This window comes from Polaribacter sp. Z014 (genome assembly GCF_023555435.1).
Taxonomy (GTDB): Bacteria; Bacteroidota; Bacteroidia; order Flavobacteriales; family Flavobacteriaceae; genus Polaribacter.
On the sequence record NZ_JALCZP010000005.1, the window covers coordinates 139,020 to 159,292 of the forward strand.

At 30.0% G+C, this 20,273-nt stretch carries 16 protein-coding genes; 8 read left to right on the forward strand and 8 right to left on the reverse strand.

Features of this window, described 5'->3' with window-relative positions; genetic code table 11:
• Positions 1-225: 225 nt before the first annotated feature.
• Both MPF19_RS08900 and MPF19_RS08905 read right to left on the reverse strand, forming a co-directional pair.
• Positions 226-645 carry a nucleoside-diphosphate kinase gene (locus MPF19_RS08900; protein WP_203392142.1) on the reverse strand — a complete coding sequence of 140 codons (420 nt, stop codon included), beginning with the start codon at positions 643-645 and terminating at the stop codon, positions 226-228.
• A gap of 50 nt (positions 646-695) precedes the next feature.
• A complete protein-coding gene (locus MPF19_RS08905) occupies positions 696-1,727 on the reverse strand; it encodes an alkaline phosphatase D family protein (RefSeq protein ID WP_249987854.1) in 1,032 nt (343 codons plus the stop codon).
• A gap of 80 nt (positions 1,728-1,807) precedes the next feature.
• On the opposite strand from MPF19_RS08905, the gene MPF19_RS08910 reads away from it, so the two are divergent.
• From MPF19_RS08910 to MPF19_RS08930, 5 genes are read left to right on the forward strand one after another with little or no spacing between them, the layout of a single operon-like run.
• Entirely contained in the window at positions 1,808-2,836 is a 1,029-nt protein-coding gene (locus MPF19_RS08910) for a DHH family phosphoesterase (RefSeq protein WP_249987855.1), read from the forward strand.
• Entirely contained in the window at positions 2,826-3,359 is a 534-nt protein-coding gene (gldI, locus tag MPF19_RS08915; RefSeq protein ID WP_249987857.1) for a gliding motility-associated peptidyl-prolyl isomerase GldI, read from the forward strand. The genes MPF19_RS08910 and gldI overlap by 11 nt, the downstream gene beginning before the upstream one ends.
• Before the next feature lie 2 nt (positions 3,360-3,361).
• A complete protein-coding gene (bamJ, locus tag MPF19_RS08920; RefSeq protein ID WP_249987859.1) occupies positions 3,362-4,090 on the forward strand; it encodes a BamJ family beta-barrel-assembly machinery protein in 729 nt (242 codons plus the stop codon).
• 8 nt (positions 4,091-4,098) lie between these two features.
• A complete protein-coding gene (locus MPF19_RS08925; protein WP_249987860.1) occupies positions 4,099-5,262 on the forward strand; it encodes a peptidylprolyl isomerase in 1,164 nt (387 codons plus the stop codon).
• Position 5,263: 1 nt separating this feature from the next.
• On the forward strand, positions 5,264-5,827 hold the full coding sequence (locus MPF19_RS08930) for a phosphatase PAP2 family protein (RefSeq protein ID WP_249987862.1): 564 nt from the start codon (positions 5,264-5,266) through the stop codon (positions 5,825-5,827).
• Positions 5,828-6,149: 322 nt separating this feature from the next.
• On the opposite strand, the gene MPF19_RS08935 is transcribed toward MPF19_RS08930, so the two are convergent.
• Entirely contained in the window at positions 6,150-8,147 is a 1,998-nt protein-coding gene (locus MPF19_RS08935) for an LTA synthase family protein (protein ID WP_249987864.1), read from the reverse strand.
• A 130-nt stretch (positions 8,148-8,277) separates the two neighbouring features.
• On the opposite strand from MPF19_RS08935, the gene pheT reads away from it, so the two are divergent.
• Positions 8,278-10,704 carry a phenylalanine--tRNA ligase subunit beta gene (gene pheT, locus MPF19_RS08940; protein WP_203392150.1) on the forward strand — a complete coding sequence of 809 codons (2,427 nt, stop codon included), beginning with the start codon at positions 8,278-8,280 and terminating at the stop codon, positions 10,702-10,704.
• 70 nt (positions 10,705-10,774) lie between these two features.
• Here pheT and MPF19_RS08945 read toward each other — a convergent pair whose 3' ends face one another.
• The 4 genes from MPF19_RS08945 to MPF19_RS08960 all read right to left on the reverse strand — a co-directional run bounded on the left by MPF19_RS08945 (position 10,775) and on the right by MPF19_RS08960 (position 17,918).
• Positions 10,775-15,337: a T9SS type B sorting domain-containing protein gene (locus tag MPF19_RS08945; protein WP_249987866.1), complete on the reverse strand. Its 4,563-nt coding sequence runs from the start codon at positions 15,335-15,337 to the stop codon at positions 10,775-10,777.
• 132 nt (positions 15,338-15,469) lie between these two features.
• Positions 15,470-16,315: an ABC transporter permease gene (locus tag MPF19_RS08950; protein ID WP_249987868.1), complete on the reverse strand. Its 846-nt coding sequence runs from the start codon at positions 16,313-16,315 to the stop codon at positions 15,470-15,472.
• A gap of 22 nt (positions 16,316-16,337) precedes the next feature.
• Positions 16,338-17,237 carry an ABC transporter ATP-binding protein gene (locus MPF19_RS08955; RefSeq protein ID WP_249987870.1) on the reverse strand — a complete coding sequence of 300 codons (900 nt, stop codon included), beginning with the start codon at positions 17,235-17,237 and terminating at the stop codon, positions 16,338-16,340.
• Positions 17,238-17,414: 177 nt separating this feature from the next.
• Positions 17,415-17,918 (reverse strand): IS1096 element passenger TnpR family protein, encoded by a 504-nt coding sequence (locus MPF19_RS08960; RefSeq protein WP_203392154.1) that lies wholly within the window; start codon positions 17,916-17,918, stop codon positions 17,415-17,417.
• A 71-nt stretch (positions 17,919-17,989) separates the two neighbouring features.
• Here MPF19_RS08960 and MPF19_RS08965 point away from each other — a divergent pair, with 71 nt between their 5' ends.
• On the forward strand, positions 17,990-18,415 hold the full coding sequence (locus MPF19_RS08965) for a PaaI family thioesterase (RefSeq protein ID WP_249987871.1): 426 nt from the start codon (positions 17,990-17,992) through the stop codon (positions 18,413-18,415).
• Between the two features lie 211 nt (positions 18,416-18,626).
• On the forward strand, positions 18,627-19,676 hold the full coding sequence (locus tag MPF19_RS08970; RefSeq protein ID WP_249987872.1) for a chorismate-binding protein: 1,050 nt from the start codon (positions 18,627-18,629) through the stop codon (positions 19,674-19,676).
• 209 nt (positions 19,677-19,885) lie between these two features.
• On the opposite strand, the gene MPF19_RS08975 is transcribed toward MPF19_RS08970, so the two are convergent.
• The gene (locus MPF19_RS08975) at positions 19,886-20,263 is read right to left on the reverse strand and encodes a PUR family DNA/RNA-binding protein (protein WP_203392156.1); all 378 of its coding nucleotides are present in this window, start codon (positions 20,261-20,263) and stop codon (positions 19,886-19,888) included.
• Positions 20,264-20,273 lie beyond the last annotated feature (10 nt).

Here is a 20,273-nt window from a genome sequence, read left to right on the forward strand (position 1 = left end):
GGTTAAAATGAAAAAAACTTTTTTAAAAAGTAAGCGTCTTAAAAAGATTAGGTCTTGGTGGTGTTGAATTAATTTTTTGTGTCTGAATATAAAAATAGCTAGTTGCTATGAGAATATGTAATAAGTTTAGGTTGATAAAAAAAGTATTCATTTTTAAACGAAAAAGACTCGTAACAATTATGTTACGAGTCTTTTTAAAATATTTTATTAAGAATTTTAAAATTCTTAAAATTGCTCTCTTCCAGAAAAATGAAAGTTTCCTTCAATTTCTGCATTTTCATCAGAATCAGAACCATGTACTGCATTTTCTCCCATAGAAGTTGCATACAATTTTCTAATAGTTCCTTCTGCAGCATCTGCTGGGTTTGTAGCGCCAATTAAAGTTCTAAAATCTTCTACAGCATTCTCTTTTTCTAAGATTGCAGCAACGATTGGTCCACGTGTCATGAACTCTACTAATTCTCCAAAAAACGGACGCTCATTATGCACAGCATAAAAAGTTTCTGCATCTGCTTTTGTCATTTGAGTTTTTTTAACTGCTACAATTCTAAATCCTGCAGCGTTAATTTTTTCTAAGATAGCACCAGTATGTCCGTTTTCTACAGCATCTGGTTTAAGCATTGTAAATGTTCTATTTGTTGCCATTCTATTTTTTATATTTTTGCAAAAATACATTATTTAATGTTAACTGCAAGTTAAGGGTAAACTTGTGTTAATTCTTGCTGTAATTTGTTGTTTTTACCTCGCATTTCCATAGTGATTTCTTTTTTCTTAAAATTGAATTTTAAAAGCCCAAAACTAATTTTAGAGACTACATTTTGCACTCTATATTTATTGGTTTCCTTAGTAAAATCACTATAAGAGTGAGTAAGTCCGCTAGAAGTGAAATCTATAAGTGGGTACGAAAGGTTTGGGACTGCTGTTTTAGAAAATTCAGAAATATGTCTATCTCCAGAAAGTAATAAAACACCTTTTGCTTTACTTTTAATAATTGTTTGTTTTAATTTATCAACTTCATTTGGGAAATTTCCCCAAGTTTCAAAACCATGCTCTGCAGCTAATACCTGAATACTACTTGTAATGATATTAAAATCTGCTTTAGAGGTGTTTAATTCTTTTATAAACCATTCCCATTGCGTTTTTCCTAAAATAGTTCCTTTTTCGCTAGTGTTTGGTGTAAATCTTTTAGAATTTTTGGTATCTTTTGTTAAAGCACTTCTAAAGTATCTAGTATCTAAAACAATAACTTTAATACTTCCTTTTGTTGTATTAAAAACTTCTGAATGATAAACGCCTTCCTGTAGCCTTCGAGGGCTTGTTTTATCAACATTAAAAAAATCTAAGAAAATTTGTTGCGCTTCTTTTTTTGTTGGCGATTCTACACCGCTATCATTTAGTCCATAATCATGATCATCCCAAGTAGCCATAACAGGTATATTTTCTACCAAGTCTAAATACCCCTTTTGCTTTCTTAATGTTAAGTAATCATTTCTTAATGTGTCCATGTTATGTGTATCCGAATAAATGTTGTCACCTCCCCAAATCCATAAATTTGGTTTGTTTTTTTTGATTTCTTTCCATAAAATATTTTCTAGATATTGTTTATTACAAGATCCAAAAGCAATGGTAAAATCATTGGTGTTACTATGATTAGAGTTTTTAGAGGACGAGCAAGAAACGAGAGCAATTGTAACTAAAAGGTAAATAAAGTTTGTTAAATTTTTCAAGACTAAATGGTTTTGTTTTAACACAAATGTAAAAGAAATAATATTTTGAACAATGTTATTAAATTGTATCTTCGCAGCTTATGATTTTAAAAGGATTTGAAGACTTAAAAATATTTCTTGATAAATCGAGAAATATTGTAATTGTAGGACATAGAAATCCGGATGGAGATGCTATGGGTTCTACATTGGCTTTAAAGCATTATTTAGATAAAAAAGGACACAATGCAACTGTTGTTGTACCGAATGAATATCCAGAATTTTTACATTGGTTGCCAGGGTCTGATACCACATATCGTTTCGATTGGCAAAATAATCAATCTCAAAAAGCAATAAAAGCATCAGATCTTATTTTTCTTTTAGACTTTAATACGTTGCATAGAGTAGGTTCTGATATGCAAAAAACGTTAGAAAAATATCCTAAAGATTTTGCTATGATAGATCATCATCAACAACCAGATGATGTAAAATATATGTATTCTGATGTTACTATTTGTTCTACAAGTCAAATGGTGTATCAATTTATAGAAATGAATAACGATTTAGATTTAATTGATGCCGCAATAGCTACTTGTTTATATACAGGTATTATGACAGATACTGGGTCTTTTCGCTTTAGATCTACTACAAGTACAACACACAGAATTATTGCAGATTTAATAGATAAAGGTGCTAAAAACGATAAAATACATAACAATGTATACGATGCAAATTCTTATAATAGATTGTTATTATTGGGACAAGCATTAAGTAATTTACAAATTTTACCAAAATATAAAACGGCTTATATTACCTTAACTTCGGAAGAAAAAAAGAGATTCGATTTTCAAAAAGGAGATACAGAAGGTGTTGTAAATTATGCACTTTCTTTAAAAGGAATCATTTTTGCAGCCATTTTTATTGAAGACAGCGAGCAAGGAATTATAAAAATATCTTTCCGTTCTAAAGGGCGTTTTTCTGTAAATCAGTTTTCTAGAAACCATTTTTCTGGAGGTGGACATGATAATGCAGCCGGAGGAAGGTCTGAGGAATCGTTGGCAGAAACTGTAACCAAGTTTGTTAACTTATTACCACAATATCAAAAAGAATTGGAAGCGTCTTATGAAAATTAAAATTTTAATTCTTACAACTATTTTGTGTTGGGGTTGTTCTAAAGTAGCACCTAGAAGACCAATAAATCCTAAAAATTCTACCACAATTTTAAAAGAAACTATAAATAAGTCTATTCGATTAAATAAAATTGAAGAAGATAAAATTGTAACGTTAATTAAAAAAGATTCAACTAAAACGTATCAAATTTCCCCAAATGGATTTTGGTATACTTATATCAATAAAATAGAAAAAAATACACCAACGCCAAAAGTAGGAGATGTGGCAACTATAGCATATAATATATCTGATTTACAGGATCATATTATTTATAGTAAAGAGGCAATAGGTGAAAAAAAGTACCAAGTAGATAAAGAAGATTTTATTTCTGCACTTCAGGCCGGAATAAAGTTGATGAAAGTTGGAGAAACCATTACATTTGTCATTCCGTCTTATAATGCTTTTGGTATTTCTGGTGATGGAAATAAAATAGGAATTAATCAATCAATAAAAAGTACAGTAACATTAATCAATATAAATAATTAAAAATGAAAGTAGTAAAAAGTGTTTTAGCAGTAGCAGTTGTTGCGTCTATGGTTTCTTGTAGTAACCAAGTAAAAGAAGTTAAATCTTTAGAAACAGAAATAGATTCTGTTAGTTATGCAATTGGTTTAAGTATGTCTGGTCAATTAAGGTCTGGTTTTGAAGAAGTTAATCAAGAAGTACTTACACAGGCTATTAGAAATGGTTTAGATTCTACTAATTTATTAATAGATATTAAAGATATTCAGAAAGTAATAAGCCCTTACTTCCAAAAGAAGCAAGCAGAGCAAATGAAAGAACAACAAGCTAAAGTAGCTAAGGAAGCAGAAACTAAATTTGGTGATAATAAAAAAGCAGGTGAAGATTTTTTAGCTGAAAACAAAACTAAAAAAGGAGTTGTAACTACAGCTAGTGGTTTACAATACATTATTTTAAAAGAAGGTACAGGAGAAAAACCAGCAGGACCAACAACTAAAGTTAAAGTACATTACCATGGTACTAATTTAGAGGGTAAAGTTTTTGATAGCTCTGTAGATAGAGGTACTCCTGCAGAATTTGGTTTAAATCAAGTAATTAAAGGATGGACAGAAGGTGTGCAATTAATGAATGTTGGTTCTAAATACAAATTTTTTATACCTCAAGAATTAGCTTATGGAGCAAGACAACAAGGTGCAGATATTAAACCATTTTCTACATTAATTTTTGAAGTAGAGTTATTAGAAATTAAAAAATAATACCCTTTATGAAGAATTTAAAATACTTAATAGCATTTGTTGTTTTATTAACTGCATGCAGTACTACTCCAGAAAAGTATAAAGAACTTAAGGATGGAGTTTATGCTGAAATCTTAACTAACAAAGGAACGATTTTAGTAGAATTATATGCAGAAAATGTACCCATGACAGTTGCTAATTTTGTTTCTCTTGTAGAAGGAACAAATAGTAAGTTAGTAGATTCTTTAAAAGGTAAAGACTTTTATGAAGGTATTATTTTTCATAGAGTTGTAGATAATTTTGTAATTCAAGGTGGTGGTTTTACTGCTACTGGAAGAAAAGATGCGGGTTATACTTTTGGAGATGAATTTCCGAAAAGTGAAGATGGTAATTTAATGTACAGACATGATGATAAAGGGATTCTTTCTATGGCAAATGCCGGACCAGAAACCAATAATAGTCAGTTTTTTATTACACATAAAGCCATACCGCATTTAGATGGTAAGCATACTGTTTTTGGTAAAACAACCATCAATTCTCTTCAATTAAAAGAATTAAAAAATAAAATTAAAGATTCTTTACAGTTAAAAAAGGCTATAGATTCTACAAGAATGGCTGTTGTAAATAGTATTGTACAAAAAGATACTATTTTATCTGTAAAGATTCTTAAACTAGGTACTAAAGCAAGTAATTTTAACGCAGCTGAAGTTTTTGATGCGCAATTGGATGCATTTGAAAACTCAGAAAAAGATAAAAAGAAAGCAGAAGAAGAAGTTGAAAAAGCAAGATATGCTACTTACTTAACTGAAAAAGAAGCGTTTTTAGCTAAAATGGATGAAGGCAAAGCGATAAAAACATCTTCTGGACTTAGAATTTTAAAATTAAAGAAAACTTCGGGTAAAAAGATAGTTGATAACAAACCTTTGTCTATTAATTATACCTTGTATACGGCCGATGGTAAAAAGATTCAATCTACTTCAGATGCTAGTGGAAAACCTTTTGTTTGTCAGTTAGATGATGCTCAAAGGCCTATGATTGCTGGTTTTAAAGAAGGTGTTTTAACCATGAATGAAGGCGAAAAAGTACGACTGTTTATCCCTTATTATTTAGGGTATGGAGAAGGTAAATACGGTCCTTTCCCGGCAAAATCAGATTTAGTTTTTGAAGTTGAAGTTTTAAAAATAGGAAAGTAATTTGTTAGATAATCTTATACATTTAGATAAAAATCTTTTAGTTTTTTTAAATAATTTAGGAAGTGAACAATGGGATCCGTTTTGGTTGGTAATTACCAATCAAATTTATTGGAGCCCATTGTTTATTTTTATTTTCTACCTAACCATTAAAGGTTATGGTTGGAAACGTGGAGGAATCATGATTCTTTCTATGATTTTATTGGTTGCATTTTCAGACCAATTTACAAACCTTATTAAAAATAACGTACAACGTTTACGTCCGAATAACGACCCAGAAATAATGCATTTATTAAGAACTTTAATAAATCCACAGAGTTACAGTTTTACGTCTGGGCACGCCACAACATCTACATTTTTCTCTGTTTTTGTAGTGCTTCTTTTAAAAGATAAATACAAGTACATTTATTTTATTTTATTTTGGCCATTAATATTTGCTTATAGCAGATTGTATTTAGGAGTACACTTTCCTATTGATATTTCTGCCGGAATTATTCTTGGCGCTACTTTGGCTAATATTTACTATTTCTTTTTTAAGAAGATAGATAAGAGATTTTTTTTAGGATAAAAATCTAAAATACAAGTTATTTTAACATGCATTTTTTAGGAGAATTATAATATCTTATTTTAAAGGTAAGGTGTTTTCTTTCTGTGAATTATCTTTTAAAAAAATGTAAAGTGTAAATAAATAAGGACTCAAAGGAAGCTTTATAAATTACTAAAACCCTTAGATTTGTTTTAAAACTAATAAACAATAGGCGGTAAGGAATATTCTACCTACCATTCTGTCTATTACATCAAAGATTGCAATCTTAAATCTAAGGCGTTAATAATAACTTTAAGGTTTATTAAACTACGTAAATTGTAGTATTAGTAAATCACAAAACCAATTACTTCTTTTTCTTATTGTTAAAATATAAATATTTTGTAGCATGGTAATAAGCGCTCAATAAACTATCCATTTTCTTCGCTACTAAAGGATATGTATCTTTAATATCTTTTACTTCTTTTGTTTTTAAATTAAACAACCCAGTTGTTTTACTGATGTCGGTTTTAGAGTAATATAAACTATCTTGTAGTAAACCTACAGCAGGTTCTCCATTAATTTTTAGATACACAAAAGAAGCTGTTTTTTTAGGGATAGAATCTAATAAATTGTTACCAAGTGTATAGTTTGTATAATTTATTTTAGCCAAACTAGCTACTGTTGGAAATAAATCTATTAGTTTTCCATTCTTAGAAATTGTTCCTGTTTTAATTAAGTTAGGTGCATGAATAAAGAAAGGAACATGTTGAGCTTGAATATTTAAGTCAAATTCTTTGGTAAACTTATCGGTCCTTTTCATAGATGTATTATGGTCTCCAAAAAACGCAAAAATGGTGTTGTCATAGTATCCAGATTTTTTAGCTCTTTCTAAAAATTTAGCAATGTTAAAATCTAAATATCTTAAAGCATTTAATTGAGCAACAGATTTAAAACCAGATTTCTTTAACAAATCATCACTCACTTCATCTTCACTTAAAGGCATATAACTTTCTTTTTGATCAGGCACTGTAAAAGGCATGTGATTAGAGGCGGTTTGTATAAAAGCAATAAAAGGTTTATCTTCTTTAGATAATTTTTTTAATACTTTATTCGATTCATTAAATAACTCATAATCATCAATCCCCCAAACATCAGCTCTTTTTTCGGTTTTGTAACTTCCTTCTTCAAATATTTGTAATCCATTTATATTCGATTGAAAAATACTTCTAATATTAGCCCAATTGGCACTTCCTCCTAAAAAGTATAATTTTTCATATCCTTTAAATTGATCAAAAATAATACGCTGATCTTGAATTAATGGATTTCTAGAAGCTGTTTTAACATTTTCTATATCTGGTAAACCTGTTATGGTTGCAAAAACACTAGCGGCAGTACCTACCTTATGAACATAAAAATTAGAAAAGCTAAGACTCTTTTTTATAATAGAATCTATTTTTGGAGAGCTATTTATAGCATTTCCGTAATAACTTAGTGGTTTTACCCCAACAGATTCCATCATAACAATAACTACATTTGGTTTTTTTGTATATGTGGAATCAAAAACTACTTTTCTTTCAAACGAAATACTGTCTTTTGGTAAGTTTAATTGTTTAGCTATAACAGGATAATAGGCTTTAAAACTATCCATATTTACGCCTTCACTTCTAAAAGCAAAACTATCGAAAAAGTATAAAACAGGATTCAAAGCAAATTGATTGACTTCGTTCTTTTTAGAGAAAAAAGCTTCACTCCAACGCAAAGGGTAGTGGGTAATACTATTGTAAATTCCGTAGGATAAAAGTAAGATTGTACTAATAAAATAGATGGCTTTTATTTTTTTTGAAATAGTAGTTCTCTGACTCGAATAAAAGTTATAAATAAATTTAGAGAATTTAAAAATTAGGAAGCATAGCAGTAAAAGCCCAAAAATTCCTTTATAAATGGGATAACTTTCCACTAAAACCTGACTAGAAATTTCTAAATTACTTAAAAAACGGAGAGAGGAAGCATCTAGTCGAATGCTTAAGTAATCATAATAACCAAAATCAAAAAGATAAAATAGGGTAAGTATTAAATATGCAAGTACTAAATATAAGTTAGCAATTTTTTTGTAAATTTTTGTTTTAAAAAAACGATAGTTAACAATTAGAATTAAGATTGCCAAAGGTAAAAATGTAATTACGGCTAATTTTAAATCAAAACGAACACCTAACGAAATTGCTTTTTGAACTTCTGAAGTAGCAACTCCTTCTAATTGCGCAAAAAACTGATAAAAAAGGATTCTAAAAAGTAAAATATAGATAAATAAAAATAAAACATTTGTAAAAATGTATTTGACGTAATTCGGTATTTTCTTGAACATTATTCAGATTTAAGAGTGCAAAGGTATTTATTTTAAAATTATTTAAATAAACTTTCGTTTTTAAAATGAAAAAGGATGATAAAAAGTAGATTTTAAGTAAATTTGCAGCTAATAAACGTATAGACAGAATATGAAAATATCATACAGTTGGTTGCAACAATTTTTGCAAGTAGATTGGGAACCTATTAAGACAGGAGAATTGTTAACTGATTTAGGATTAGAGGTGGAAGGAATTGAAACCAAAGAATCTATAAAAGGAAGCCTAAAAGGAATTGTTGTTGGTAAAGTTTTAACCTGTATACAGCACCCTAACGCAGATAGATTAAAAGTAACTACGGTAGATTTAGGTTCTGGAGAACCTGTACAAATTGTTTGTGGTGCACCTAATGTAGCCGCAGGACAAAAAGTACCCGTAGCAACTATTGGTACCACTTTATATGATGATAAAGGTGATGGCTTTAAAATAAAAAAAGGAAAGATTAGAGGAGAAGAAAGTCATGGAATGATTTGTGCCGAAGATGAATTAGGTTTAGGTAAAGGTCATGACGGAATTTTAGTTTTAGATGACAAACTTAAAGAAGGAACTCCGGCTGCAGAAGTTTTTAAAATAGAAACAGATTATGTGTTCGAAATTGGGTTAACACCAAATAGATCTGATGCTATGAGCCATTTTGGTGTAGCAAGAGATTTACGAGCAGGTTTAATTCAAAAAGAGATTAAATTAGAATTGATTTCTCCTTCTGTAAGTAATTTTCATGTAGATGAAAGAACACTGCGTATAGATGTAGAAGTAGAAAACAAAGAATTGGTTCCTCGTTATTGTGGAATAACGATAACAGATGTAGAGGTAAAGGATTCTCCAGAATGGATTCAAAATAGATTAAAAGCTATTGGTTTAGTGCCTAAAAATAATATTGTAGATATTACCAATTATGTGTTGCACGAATTAGGACAGCCTTTACATGCCTTTGATGCTCAGAAAATAAAAGGAAATAAAATTCTTGTTAAAACATTAAAAGAAGGTACTAAGTTTACCACTTTAGATGAAGTTGAAAGAGAGTTATCATCCGAAGATATTATAATCTGTGATGCAGATTCTAATCCGCTTTGTATAGGTGGTGTTTTTGGAGGTTTAAATTCTGGTGTTACAAAAAACACAACTTCAATCTTTTTAGAAAGTGCCTATTTTAACCCAGTTAGTGTTCGTAAAACGGCTAAAAGACATGGTTTAAATACAGATGCATCTTTCCGTTTTGAACGTGGTATAGATATTAATACAACAGAATATGCTTTAAAAAGAGCCGCTTTGTTAATTGAAGAATATGCAGGAGGTAAATTGGCTTCTGATGTTTCTGATTTTTATCCGGTTAAGATAGAAGATTTTCAAGTGTTTTTGTCTTACGAGCATGTTTATAGATTAATAGGGCAGGAGATTCCAAAAGAAACCATTAAAAATATTTTAGCTTCGTTAGAAATTAAAATTAATAGTGAAACAAATGGTGGTTTAGGTTTAACCATACCTTCTTATAGAACAGATGTTCAGCGTGAAGCAGATATTATTGAAGAAATCTTAAGAGTATACGGTTACAATAATATTGAGTTTTCTCATAAACTAAATACGTCTATTTCTTTTGATTCTAATAAAGAAACGAAGATTGAAAACGTTATTGCAAACCAATTAAGTGCTTTAGGTTTTAACGAAACGATGGCTAATTCTTTAACAAAGCCGGAGTATACTGCATTGTCAGAGAATATTAATGAAGAAGCTAACGTAGCAATGTTAAATCCGTTAAGTAACGATTTAAAAGTATTACGTCAGTCTTTATTGTTTAGTGGTTTAGAATCTGTTGCGTATAATATCAATAGAAAAAATAATTCACTACAATTTTATGAGTTTGGTAAAACCTACCATAAGTATACTGATAAATACGAAGAAAATAAACATTTAACGCTTTTTGTTACTGGTAGCAGAACTAAAGAAAGCTGGAGTGTTGCTAATAAAATGTCTGATTTCTTTTACTTAAAAGGTGTTATAACTTCTTTATTAAGTAGATTAGGTATCGATAAAGTAAAATCTTCACCATCGAAACAAGATGTTTTTTCTGAAGGAATTTCTTTTGGTTTGGGAAAAATAAAATTAGTAGAATTTGGTGTAGTTAAAGGATCTCTTTTAAAAGAATTCGGAATTAAGCAAGAGGTTTTATTTGCAGATTTTAATTGGGACACTATTTTAAAATTAGTAGGAAATAAAAACGTAAAAGTAAGTGAATTACCTAAATTCCCTACTGTAAAGCGTGATTTAGCTTTGCTAATAGATTCTAAAGTAGCTTTTAATGAAGTTTATAATTTAGCTTTTCAAGCTGAGAAAAAACTATTAAAAGAGGTAGATTTATTTGATGTTTATGAAGGAGATAAACTACCTGAAGGGAAAAAATCGTATGCAGTAAGTTTCTTATTACAAGATGAAACAAAGACTTTAGCAGACAAACAAATAGATAAAATAATGCAAAAATTACAGCAATCTTTTGAGAAAAATTTAGATGCTGTTTTAAGGTAATTTAAGAATTACTGTTATTCTTATAAAAACAAAAACCTCTTTGAGAAATCAAAGAGGTTTTTTATTAGTTTTATTTTCTAATTAAAGAAAAATGTCCTTTTTTAAGAATGGGCATTTTGTTGGTGTCTATTGGAATTAGTTGTGCAGTAAACCAATAATCGTTAGAAGGTAATAATTTTCCGTTGTAAGTTCCGTCCCAACCTTCACCACCTATAGTTGTTTGGGCTACTAATTTACCATATCTATCAAAGATGTTAATGCTACTGTTAGATTGGTATAACGTGTTACTAGCTCCTTTTACAAACCAAGTGTTATTTTTTGTATCGCCATTTGGCGTAAAGAATTTTGGAAATTGAATTACAGAAACTATTAATTCTGAAGTACCACACCCATCTTTATTTTCAACAATAATTTTATAAATTCCGCCTTCTATGTCTTCAAAAATATTACTGTCTTGAAAAGAACGTATTGTATTTCCGTTTTCATTTTCTAAAGCAAATAGAAATTCCTCATTAATCAATGGATTTGTAGGAATGTCTATACGGATACTTAAATTAGAGCTTATACCAGAAGTATCATCGGTAATGGTAACAATACTTTCTTCTAAGGTTTCAAAATTAGATTTTAAAACAATAATGGTTCTAGAATATGAACAAACTTTTGTTGTTTTACTAAATGCGGTAACTGTGTAATTTCCTGCATCATTAATGTCAACTTCTTTGGATTTTCCACCAAAAGGATCTCCGTTTTTTGTCCATTCATACTTATAAGCACCAAGGGTATTTACTTGTAATGTATACGGAATGTTTTTTGTGCAAATAATTATCGGGTTGTCTGGATCTTCTCCATCAACAGAAAAAACAGGGATAGCATTTGTTTTTAGAGATAATTTTCCAATTCCTTCACAATCGTTATTATTCTTATTTTTTATTTTGATGTATATAGTTTGATTAAAAGGATAACCAGTATTTCTATGTTTAGAAATATTTGGAATTGCGTTTGTAGCAGCATCTCTGTCTGTGGTAGTTTCGTAAAAATACACTTCGATATCTCCTTTAATTCCTGGAGGAAAAGTATCTATAACCTCTTGTCTTGCTGCACTAAAATCAAAATTTGTAATTCCATCAGGAGCATCATCAATATCTGTATAATCATCACATTCTTCAAAGGTTTTGTCATACAAAACATTGCCTGCATAAGAAGCTTCAACTTTAATATTAGCAATAGAGTAACAACCCGTATCGTTAGAAATTATTCTTACTCCCGCTTTAGCCAAACCATCAGTTACAAGGTAGTTTTCTATGTCAGTTATAAGATTGCTTGTATTTCCGTTAATAGCGTCTGTTTCTGTTTCATAATACTCAAAATAAAATTTACTATCGGTATTATTGATAATGGTTTTTTCTGCTTCCGAAAGATTTATAATGGTGTTTTTACTAGTATTGTCTGCACATTGTCTAAGCAAAACGCTATTATTTAACAATATTGGTTTTGGGTTTACCGTTAAAGTAATTGCTTTAGAAGTTAGTCCGCATGTATTTCCTGCTTTGTTTAAAAGAACTCTATAGTGGTTGCCATTATAAGAAGTTGGAATGTCTGTAATTTGTAAAGAGTTAGTGGTACTTCCTTGGTATAAATCTGTGGTATCAGTATCATCAATAATGGTCCAAGTTGTGCCATCTGTAGAAACTTCCCATTGAAAACTGTATTCTGATGCGTCTAGATCCATATCAATTGAAATTGTATCTGTATCACTTTCACAAAATGTAACATCTATAAATGATGTTATAACTATTGGTGCAGCTATAATATAATCTAAATTAGGGTCTGAATAACCATCAGAATTATTTATTATTTTTCCGTTTATATCTACTTCAAAAGTTGATGTATCTAAAATTCCATTTTCATTTGTATCACTAAATCCAGCTTCTTTAACATCAAAACAACCATCATCATCTGCATCTAATTCAACAAAATTAAAATTAGTATCTGCGTCAGTGTCTGTAATGGTATAATTAAGTGATAATGTTTGTATTGAAGTATCGTTTTCTAAAGAGTCTGCCAATCCGTTTTTATTGATGTCTGTAAAAGTATCAACAATGCTATCAAAATTTGTATCTAAATTATGACCCGCTTCTGTAGCATCAAAAATACCATCGTTATCAGAATCGTAGTCTAAATAGTTTTTTACACCATCAGCATCAGTGTCTAAATTTGTTGTTGTGGTGTCAAAAACATCATCTAAACCATCAACGTTTGTGTCTATTTTTATTAATGTAATATTTTGACCATAAGCATCGTATAAATCAGGAATTCCGTCATTATCAGTATCTAAATCGAACATGTTTTCAATTCCGTCTCCATCGGAATCTAAGGTAAAACAAGTCAAGCCTAAAGTTCCATTAAACGTAGAAATTTCACTGCTATTATTGTTGTGGTGTTCAAAAGAGATGTTTTTAATTTGATTAGCTACGAATTGAAAAGTACTTGAACTTCCTGCTAGATTAGATTTGAATTTGAATTTAATTTCTATGGAAGAAAATTGTGTTATGCCACTTTCAAATTCATTGTCATTATTGGTATCCACCAAAATTTGATCATCTGGATCTATTAACGTAATGTTTTTTTCTGTTTGTGATAATTTGATGATAAAATATTCATCAGAAGAAATAGTATGATTAGTTGTTGGATTTTGTGTTAATTTAAAGTTGATGTTTTTATCGAAATCTAACGTGTATTTTGTATTTGATGTTCCGCCTGAGCTCGCTATAGAAATAAAATTACCTGTTGCATCTCCTGTAAAGGTTGTATTTTTAGATGTAATATCAGCAGTAATTGTAGTTAAGTTATCTTCTACAATTGGTGAACTAGTATTTGTTAAATTGATAGTTTTATTCCCTAAAGATTCATCACAATTTAAAATTCCATCGTTATCTATGTCAACATCTACATTGTCGATAATACCATCTTTGTCATAATCATCAGGGCAAATACTAATGGGTATGTCATCAGAAATAAAATTTGTACCCGTACATAAAATTGTACCAATTAATCGGTATCTACCAGGTTCTGTTTGTAAAGGAGTGTAAGTGTTTTCTGTTCCTTTGGTTATCCAGGAATCTGAAGAGGTATCATATAATTGCCATTGCATACCACCATCAAATAAATCTGTATTTGATGCTTGTAATTTTAAATCATTACCAAGGCAGTTTCCTAGAGTAGAAATAGCTACGTTAAAAATAATTTCTGGTTTAGAAGGGAAACCTGAGTAAAAACCACCAGAAGTAGCAGAGCCATTTCTATTAAAGTAAGAACAATAAAGTTCTGTAGCTACATCATCTATTAAACTTTTTACGGTAATATTACCTGAAAGGTCCGTTACTTTGTAGGTTACATAATTACTATTACCAACAATATCTTTAGGCCCAACGATGGCATGTGTTGGGTTAGTAGAAACTTCGTCAATAATTAAAGTTGCATCTTTTTTTGTTACAATAGTAACACCACCCTCAAAGGTATAAGAGCCAATTTTATCAATATTTGGTATGTTATCTACAAAACCTGTACTTTCGCAATTTAGAGGAGGAACAAAAAATAAACCTTGATTTGCAGAGTTGTTGCCATATCCAACACCCTGATAAGCGAAAACGGGTTGTGTAGTTTGCACATACATATTACCATTTGAGCTGTATTGATCACCTTCAATTACATAGTATTCTCCACTTTTTAAAGGGACAGGTAATACTACATCTACACCATTAATTTTTATATTTGTGCCGTCTGTATGTGCAATAATTAGTACATTTTCCCAGTCATCTTTTCCGTCCCCTCTTACAAAAATATATTCGTCTCCAATTTTTTTGGCATCTACAATTTGGTCTATACCATAATCTCTATTGTTGTGACCTTCATAAAAACTACCTGTTGCAGAACCTGAATTAACCACAATTGGCTTGTCTTCATTATCAGATTTTATTAAGGCACCTATTAAATCGTTGGGGTTGCCTCCTAAATCAAAAGAAACAGAAACGATAAAGGTTTCACCTTCATTTAACGTTTTTGTAAACGGTACTGAACCAGTATAATTGTTTATTGAAATACTAGGAGCAAAATCACTAAAAGTTACATTGGTATTGTTTTCTGTAGCCATTACAGATACAAAGTTTAGATGGCCTCCTTTGGGAGAACTACTTGTAAAGCCTCCCATTCTAAATTCTGTACCTAGTGCAGATAAACCTTTACTTACAATTGCGGCTGCTTGATAAGAGCTACTAGATCTAATTCTTACAGAAACATAAATAACATCATTTGCTTCTATAATATAGCCTTTATCATTTGTTATTACAGCCGTTTTGTTTGATTCTTGAAACAACTGAAAGCCAACCCTTGATGAGGTGGTAGAAAAAGGAGTAGATTTAGAAACGGTTCCTGTAATTTCTTCGGAAGCTGGTCTTCCAATGGGTTTTATGGTAAATGAAACATTACTACTTTTTGGTGTAGAGATGTAAATATATTGGTTTTCTATAGGGTCATCACTCGTAATAGGAGGTAAATAATGCTTTTTGCTTAATTGTGCATTTATATTTTGAAAAGTTATAAAAATGAATAAAATATAGAGAAAACTTTTGCGCATTGTAATATTAAATTAAGTATTAATATTATTTGTGTTAAAATGGTATTAATAACACAATAATTTAAAGGCAAATTACAAAAGTTTATTGAATGTAATGGTTTTTAAATGTTAGAAAATAAGATAAAATATTTGCTATAAATCTCTCTTCTGGAGTAGTTTGTAAGAAAGGTACATAAAGATAAAAGTCCATGCACAAACAATAAGTATCGCGGAGAAATTTACATCGTAACTTTTTGTAAAATTTTCTCCTATTTGATTTGCTACAGATTTTACCGCATTTAATCTAGAAAATGGCTCTTTTATAAGGTTAGATATAGACTCTAACGGTAAAAATTGCATAATAGCATCAACAGATTCAGATGTTTTGTCCGCATCTCTAAAAGACCAAAAAAGATACCCTTTAAACATACTTTCTCCTATAAGCCAAACTACCATGGCGCCTACTGCAAAAGCAGAGCGTTTTACTAAGATTCCAAAAAACAATCCCATAGAAAAGAAACCAACTAGTTTTATAAAAAAAGCTAATAGGTAGATTAAATCTGTAGTTATTATTGATAATTCATTATAATCTGAGTAAACAAGACCTAAAATTAAAGAGACTACAAATACAAAAATTGTTGAAATTAGTGCAAAAACGACTACTGTATAAAATTTAGAAAGTATAAATTCTTTTTTACTTAAACCATCAATTAAATTCTGTTTTAATGTTTTGTAGCTGTATTCATTGGCCATCATAGAAACAATTACCAAGAGTAAGAAAAACTTTAAAATGGATGCCATGTATGTATTAAAATGCCAGATGTACGGGAAATTAAAAATTCCCATATCTGCTAAATGGAATTTTATAGGTCCAATATCAAATTTTACGGCAGCAATTAATGCAATAGAAGTAAGTAAGCCAAAGTAAATAAGTGATAATACTTTACTGGCTCTGTTGTATTTTAATTTATGAAACTCTATGGTTAGTAGTCTTAACATGACTTTGTAGTTTAAAAGGTGGTTAGTTGTTGTTTGTTAGATCTAAGAATTGTTGCTCTAAACTAGGTTTACGTTTTACTAAATGCGATAAAACAATTCCTTTTTTAAAGAGAAATTCATTTATTTCTGCGGATGAAATAGTGGTATTTAAGGTAGCAATGATCGTTTCGTGATCTTTAGAAACTTTTGCTATTGCAGGATGTTCTTCTAATAGAGATAGTAATTTATCTTCGTTAGCTTCAACTTTTAATTCGAACAAACCATTAGAAGCTGTCATTTCATCTACACGACCAGCGTATAATTTTACGCCATTTCTAATAACAACAACATGAGAACATACTTTTTCTACTTCATCTAATAGGTGAGAAGCTAATAAAATAGTAGTTCCGGTAGCGGCAATATTTTGTATAATTTGACGAATTTCATGAATTCCTTGCGGATCTAAACCATTAGTAGGTTCATCTAAAATTAAAATTTCTGGATCATTAAGTAGGGCAGAAGCAATAGCTAAACGTTGTTTCATTCCTAAAGAAAACGTACTAAATTTACTATCTCTGCGGTCAAAAAGATTTACGGTAGCAAGTTTTTCGTTAATTTTTTCTGTGGATATTTCTTTGATCTTACAGATTAAAGCTAAATTTTGAGTAGCCGTCATGTAAGGGTAAAAATTAGGTCGTTCTATAATAGCACCTACTTTCTTTAACGCTTGGTGTGTAGAAAGTTTTCCGTTAAACCAAGAAAACTCTCCAGAAGTTCTGTTTACAACATTTAAGATAATCCCTAAAGTGGTAGATTTTCCACTTCCGTTAGGACCTAAGATTCCGTAGACATTTCCTCTTTCTATATCAAAAGAAAGATTGTTTACTGCGTGAACTTTTCCGTATTTTTTATCGAGATTTTTGAGTGATAAGATAGTTTCCAAAGAAATTGATTTAGTCGGTTATGTTTGTAAGACGACTAATTTACAATTTTGTTACGAGAAATAAGTCCACAGTTTTCAGTTGGCAGTAATCAGTCAAGTTCAGAATAGAAATAATTGACTTGAATTATATAAAGGATAGTGTATAATGAGTGCTATAAACTGCAACTGAATACTAAATTAATATTCATTATAATCGTAATCATCATCAAAATGACCATATTCATCGTCTATGTCTCCATCATCACCAAAACCATCATCTAGTTTTTCTGCAACAAATTCCTTATCAGGAGCTTCACTTGGTATTTCTCCTACAGTTAAAATAATTTGTGGTAAATCTTCTTTTTTCTCATCAGAAACCTCAATAACTTCAACGTAGAAAGTCCACATTTTTAAGAAATCATATACGTAAATTAGCTTATTACCTTCTTCTGGTAACGTATCATTTAAAATACAGGTTTGCATAGAAATACCTTCGCCCACTTCTTCCATATTAAATAACGGAATCTCTTCTCCCTGTTCCCATTCGTCATCCGTTCTATAAAAAGAAGCCATTTCTCTACCTCCAAAACCAAAGGCTTTAGCAATTGTGGCATGTAAATCTTCTAAGTTTAAGCTGTTATCAACCAAAATAGTTCTGATTACATCTTCTTTTGTGTCTAAAATTACGCGTATTTTGTACATGAAATGGATTAATTTTTCTGCTGCAAAAATACAAAATTTTATATGTACTTTTACCATATAATTTGAAGGATATGGATACAGTTGCTATTTTAAAAGCGTTTAACGAGAGTTCTAAAAACACCTTAATGGAAACGCTTGATATTGAATATGTTGCTTTAGGTGATGATTTTTTAACGGCAAAAATGCCTGTAAACTCTAAAGTTCATCAGCCTTATGGGCAATTACATGGTGGTGCAACGGCAGCATTAGCAGAAAGTGTTGGAAGCGCTGCTTCTAACTTTTTTATAGATAGTAAAACCCAGTTTGTAAATGGAATTCAGTTATCTATAAACCATATAAAAAGTAAAAGAGAAGGCACTGTTTTTGCAACTGCAACAAATATTCATAAAGGGAGAACAACGCATTTATGGGAAGTTAAAATTGTTGATGAAAATGACGATTTAATATCTGTAGCGAAAATGACCAATATTGTTTTAAATAGGAATAAGGACAAATAAACGCAAAGGAGCAAAGGCTTTCGCAAAGGTCGCAAAGTTTTTGTGAATTTTTCTTTGTTAACTTTTTTATGTTCGCTAGTGCTCTTTTAACTAGTGCCAAATAAGATATTTTCATTGAACAATACTCATTAAAATAAGCAAGATCTTTTTCCGCTAATAGAAAGGGAATCTTTGAAATAGATTTTAAAGACAAAATAATTTAGATAATACATTGAATATCATTTTTAATAAAATAGAAGAACATCACAAAAGAAATAGTCCTTTTGTAGCGTATAGAAAACCAAACTCAGAACAAGTTTCTGGTTTTTTTATGACTGATATTACATTGCATTTTACATCTCAATATACAGAGGCAGGATTTGTTTTTGCGCCTTTTAATAGAGAGGAAAATGCTGTTTTATTTCCTTTAGAAAAATCAGAATTTATCAATGAAAATATTTTAATTGAAGAAAATTTTTCTCTGAATGATAATTTTAAAGAAAATATAAATTCTGATAAAGAAAAACATCTTCATTTAGTAGAAAAAGCACTAGATGAAATTAATAAAAACGAGCTTGTAAAAGTGGTCGTTTCTAGAAAAGAAGAAATTCAATTAGATAAATTAGATATACTTCTTACATTTAAAAAACTTTTAAAAACCTATGCAAATGCTTTTGTGTATGTTTGGTTTCATCCAAAAGTTGGTTTGTGGTTTGGCGCAACCCCAGAAACTCTTTTAAATATTACTGGAAACAGTTTTAAAACAATGGCTTTAGCAGGAACTCAAGTTTATATAGATTCTGAAGAGGTTATATGGAAAAGTAAGGAATTAGAAGAGCAGCAATTAGTTACTAATTTTATAGAGAGCCAATTAAAACCTCTTTCTACCAATCTAAAAATTGATAAAAAAGAAACGGTAAAAGCGGGGAACTTGTTACATTTAAGAAGTAGTGTAGCAGGGGAGTTGAATAAAAGTGCTAGTTTAAAAGCATTAATTAGAGGTTTGCACCCAACACCAGCAGTTTGTGGTTTGCCAAGAGACAAAGCTGAGGAGTTTATTTATCAAAATGAAAACTATAAAAGAACATTTTATAGTGGTTTTTTAGGGGAATTAAATATTGAAAATAAAAATTCTTCGCTTTTTGTAAATTTAAGATGTATGAGTATTGAAGATAAAATTGCGTCTATATATGTTGGTGGAGGTATTACAAAAGATAGCAATGCTAAAAAGGAATGGGAGGAAACCGTTGCTAAAACAAAGACCATTAAGAAGGTACTTTAATTTATAAAAATAACACTCAAGAAAGGGTTTTAAATCCTTTCTTGAGTAGGTAATTCATAATAATTATTTCTTTAAAATCAAAAAACCGCAAATAGTAAATTTGCGGTTTTTCTCTTTGTGTAAAATTCGAATTAAAATATTTTTAACGGACTTATTTGCCTGTATTTAGGTATTCATAATTAAGGGAATACAAAAACGGTCTGTAACTGTTATATATCGTCAAAAGAAAGATCAGTAAAACTTTCTGTAGATTTTACTTCATCAGTTGTTTCTGTTTCTTCTTCTTTTTTAAAGTCTTTTTGGTGACGCTCACTAATTACTTCGCTACCTTTTTCATTTAAAATGTAATCGGTTGCTTTACCTAACATTTCTTGAAAATCGGTAAAATCTTCTTTGTATAAGTAAATTTTGTGCTTTTGGTAATGGAAAGAACCATCATCGTGCGTAAATTTTTTACTTTCTGTAACAGTTAAGTAATAATCATCTGCTTTTGTTGCTCTTACATCAAAAAAGTAAGTTCTTCTTCCTGCTCTTAAAACTTGTGAAAAAATTTCTTCCTGTTCAACTCTCTCTACTCTCTCTGCCATAATTCTTTTA